General features: G+C 66.5%; 5 protein-coding genes. 1 reads left to right on the forward strand and 4 read right to left on the reverse strand.

Annotated elements, in window-relative coordinates:
* The 3 genes from EOA27_RS26845 to argJ all read right to left on the reverse strand — a co-directional run.
* On the reverse strand, positions 1-288 hold a 288-nt coding region (locus EOA27_RS26845), incomplete at its 3' end, for a (deoxy)nucleoside triphosphate pyrophosphohydrolase (RefSeq protein WP_145970551.1).
* On the reverse strand, positions 285-1,064 hold the full coding sequence (locus tag EOA27_RS26850; RefSeq protein WP_189343062.1) for a GNAT family N-acetyltransferase: 780 nt from the start codon (positions 1,062-1,064) through the stop codon (positions 285-287). The genes EOA27_RS26845 and EOA27_RS26850, both read right to left, overlap by 4 nt.
* Positions 1,064-2,305: a bifunctional glutamate N-acetyltransferase/amino-acid acetyltransferase ArgJ gene (gene argJ, locus EOA27_RS26855; RefSeq protein WP_127257676.1), complete on the reverse strand. Its 1,242-nt coding sequence runs from the start codon at positions 2,303-2,305 to the stop codon at positions 1,064-1,066. Before argJ ends, EOA27_RS26850 begins: the two co-directional genes overlap by 1 nt.
* 187 nt (positions 2,306-2,492) lie before the next feature.
* On the opposite strand from argJ, the gene EOA27_RS26860 reads away from it, so the two are divergent.
* Positions 2,493-3,086 carry a TetR/AcrR family transcriptional regulator gene (locus EOA27_RS26860; RefSeq protein WP_126081073.1) on the forward strand — a complete coding sequence of 198 codons (594 nt, stop codon included), beginning with the start codon at positions 2,493-2,495 and terminating at the stop codon, positions 3,084-3,086.
* A 58-nt stretch (positions 3,087-3,144) separates the two neighbouring features.
* Here the strand turns inward: EOA27_RS26860 and EOA27_RS26865 are convergent.
* The coding region (locus tag EOA27_RS26865; RefSeq protein WP_127257678.1) for a peptidylprolyl isomerase at positions 3,145-3,768 on the reverse strand (624 nt) is incomplete at its 5' end.

The following is a 3,768-nucleotide window of genomic DNA, read 5'->3' on the forward strand; positions in this document are numbered from 1 at the left end:
GACATAAAGCGGCATCAGCAGATGGAAATCGTCATAGGAATGGCTGGCGAAGGTGAGCGGCGCCAGGCACGGAATTTCGGTCTCGATGCCGAGTTCCTCATGCAGCTCGCGGACCAGGCACTCCTCAGGCGTCTCGCCGGGCTCGACCTTGCCGCCAGGAAACTCCCACAGGCCGGCAAGCTGCTTGCCCTCCGGGCGCTGCGCCAGAAGCACGCGCCGGTCGGCATCGACCAGCGCGCAGGCGGCGACCAGCAGCAGGCGCTTTCCGGCTGGCTTCACCTCGCTCATGCGCCCGGCGGCCGTCGATAGTGGTAGCGGTAGACTTCCTCGAAGCCGAGCGACCGATAGAGCGAGAGCGCCGGTAGATTGCCGGCCTCGACCTGCAGCCAGGCCTCGCGCGCGCCGCGCAGCCGCGCCCATTTCAGCGCCGACAGGATGAGATTGCGGCCATGGCCCTGTTTGCGCGCCGATTTTTCGGTGGCGACCTCGAACAGGCCGGCAAGGTCGCCATCATGGACGCAGATCAGCGTCGCCAGCGGCTCATTGCCGTCCTCCAGCGCGAACAGCCCGGCTTCGGGCTGAATGGCGCCGATGACCTCCGACAGGCCGGGCCGCAGCGAGGCGTCCGAGCCGCTGGTCCTCAGCGACGCGCCGATGAAACGGCTGATGTCCTTGAGCGGTATCTGGTCCATGGCCGCGCCGAGCTCGAGGTCCTTGAGCGGCAGCCGCATGACCATGGATTCGTCGAACCTGTTCCAGCCGGCCTTGTCGAGATGCGTGGACAGCACCTGTCCCGACAGCGGCGACATGCGAAAGGTCAGCGGCCTGCCATAGGCATCGAAGCGGCGCGCGGCGCGGCCGATGCGCTCCTCGATGGCGTACGTGTCGCCCGGATCGAGCGGATTGACCGAGTTCAGGCGCTTGGCCGGATGCCCGGCGGTCAGCCGCACCACCCAAGTCCCGTCATAATGGACGGCCGCCGCCGGCCAGGCGCGAAAGCCCGCCGCCTCGTAGCGGCGCACGACCGCCAGCACGCTTGCCGGATGCCTGGACACCGGCGCCATCAGCTCCGGTAGTCGCCGTTGATGGCGACATATTCCTTGGTGAGGTCGCAGGTCCACACCGTCGCCTTGCCGCGGCCGATGCCGATATCGGCGCGGATGCGGATGTCGTCGCGTTTCATATAGGCAGACGTCGCTTCCTCCGAATAGGCCGGATCGCGCTCGCCCTCATGCGCCAGGCGATTGTCGCCGAACCAGATCGACAGCCGGTCGCGGTCGGCCGGCTCGCCGGCCTTGCCGACGGCCATGACGACGCGGCCCCAATTGGCGTCCTCGCCGGCGACGGCCGTCTTGACCAGCGGCGAATTGGCGATCGAAAGCGCGATGCGCTTGGCCGAACGCGCCGATTTGGCGCCGGTCACCGTGACCTCGACCTGCTTGTGTGCGCCCTCGCCGTCGCGCACCACTTGCAGCGCCAGCGACTTCAGCACCTTGCCGAGCGCCTGACGGAACGCGCCGAGCCGCGCGTCCTTGGCATCGCTGATCGCCGGCGCGCCGCGGGCAGCCGCCTTGCCGGTGGCGAAGATGAGCAGCGTGTCGCTGGTCGAGGTGTCGCTGTCGACGGTTACCGCGTTGAAGGTCTTGGCCGTGCCGCGCGACAACAGGTCCTGCAGCACGGGCGCCGCGATCGGCGCGTCGGTGGCGATGAAGGAAAGCATCGTCGCCATGTCGGGCGCGATCATGCCGGCGCCCTTGGCGATGCCGTTGATGGTGACGTCGACATCGCCGAGCTTGACAGTCGCCGTCGCCACCTTCGGATAGGTGTCGGTGGTCATGATGGCCTTTGCCGCCTCGGTCCACAGATCGGGCTTTCCGTCCTTGACCAGGCCGGCGAGCAGATGGCTGAATTTGGTGGTGTCGAGCGGCTCGCCGATGACCCCGGTCGAGGCCAGGAACACCTCGCTCTCGGAACATCCGGCGGCCTTCGCCGCCGCCTCGCCGGTCAGCGCGGTCGAGATCTTGCCCTTCTTGCCGGTGAAGGCGTTGGCATTGCCGGAATTGACCACCAGCACGCGCGCCTTGCCGGCAGGCAGGTTCTGGCGGCAGAAGTCGACCGGCGCCGACGGGCATTTCGACCTGGTGAACACGCCGGCGACAGCCGTGCCCGGATCGAAGACCATGGCGAGGAGGTCGGTTCTATTCCGGTATTTGATGCCCGCTTCGGCCGTCGCGATGCGCACACCCTCGATGACCGGCATCTTGGGATATTTCTTCGGTGCGAGCGGCGAGATCGTAGCGGACATCGGAACCCCGGAACGGCAATGAAGCGAAAGGAAGGCCGGTTTGCCCGATAGCGGGTCCCGGCGCAAGGGCGTTCTGGCCGCGCCTGATCGCCCTGGCCGAAGGGCTCGCAGTCTGAAACGGGTCGTTTTGTTTCGCCCGCGAAGCCAATATGATCGACGACAGATTCACCGGCTAAGGAAGACATCGATGGGCGAAGCCGCCGCTCGCGGGCGCAAGTCGATCGGCGCGAAACGCAATCCAGAGAGCGCCGATGCCATCATCGAGGCGGCCGAAGCCGTGCTGCGCGAGGCGGGCTACGCCGGCTTTTCGATCGAGGCCGTCGCCCGGCGGGCGCGGGCGGGAAAGCCGACCATCTATCGCTGGTGGCCAAGCAAGGCGGCGCTGCTGATCGAGATCTACCAGAGGCAGAAGCATGTCGAGACACCCGACACCGGAAACGTCGAGGACGACCTGGCCGGCTTTCTCGAAAATCTCTTCGCCCATTGGCGCGACACCCCGTCGGGCAACATCTACAGCTCGCTGATCGCGGAGGCGCAGTCGGACGAGGCAGCCGCGGCCGTGCTTGCCGAGTATTCGAAGGAACGCCGCAGCCATACCGGCCGGATCATCGAGCGCGCCAAGGCGCGGGGCGAGGTGGCGGCCGATGTCGATGCCGGGATCGTCGCCGATCTGATTGCGTCCTACGCCTGGCGGCATCTGCTGACCGGACGGCTCGACGAGGACGTGGCGGCGATCCGCGCGGCCGTTGGCTACATCACGCGGGGGATACTGACCGCCTGAGCCAAAAGCAAAGGGCGCCGCATGGCGCCCTTTTCAGGATAATCAGGCCGACAGCGGATTACTTGCCCGCTTCCAGCGTGTCGACGTCCTTCTTGAGCTTCTCGTCCGAGATCTCGACCTTGGCGGCGGCGCGCAGGTCCTTCACCATGGCGAAATACTTGTCGCGGATTACCGCCTGCTTGGCCTGGTCCTTGACGTCGTCGAAGGCCGGCGGCTGCTTGGCGCGCTTGTCCTCGAGCTTGATGACGTGCCAGCCGAACTGCGTCTGCACCGGCTCCTTGGTGTACTTGCCGACGTCGAGCGCGAAGGCCGCCTTGTCGAATTCCGGCACCATCTGGCCCGGTCCGAACCAGCCGAGATCGCCGCCACTGGTTTTGCCCGAGGGGTCGTTGGTGTGTTCGTTGGCGAGCTTCTGGAAGTCGGCGCCGCCGTCGAGCTGCTTGATGATCGCCTCGGCCTCTTCCTTCGTCTTCACGAGGATGTGACGCGCATGCACTTCGTTGACTGGCGGCGTGTTGGCGATCTCCTGGTCGTAGCGGGCGCGGACTTCGGCGTCCGTGACCTTGTCGACCACTTCCTTCTCGACGACCTCGCCATGCAGCGCGCGCGCCTGCAGGAAAGCCATGCGGCGCTGGAAGTCGGCGTCCTTGTCAAGGCCGCTGTCGACCGCCTTCTTGGCCAT

It is taken from the genome of Mesorhizobium sp. M2A.F.Ca.ET.037.01.1.1 (assembly GCF_003998075.1).
Lineage (GTDB): Bacteria > Pseudomonadota > Alphaproteobacteria > Rhizobiales > Rhizobiaceae > Mesorhizobium.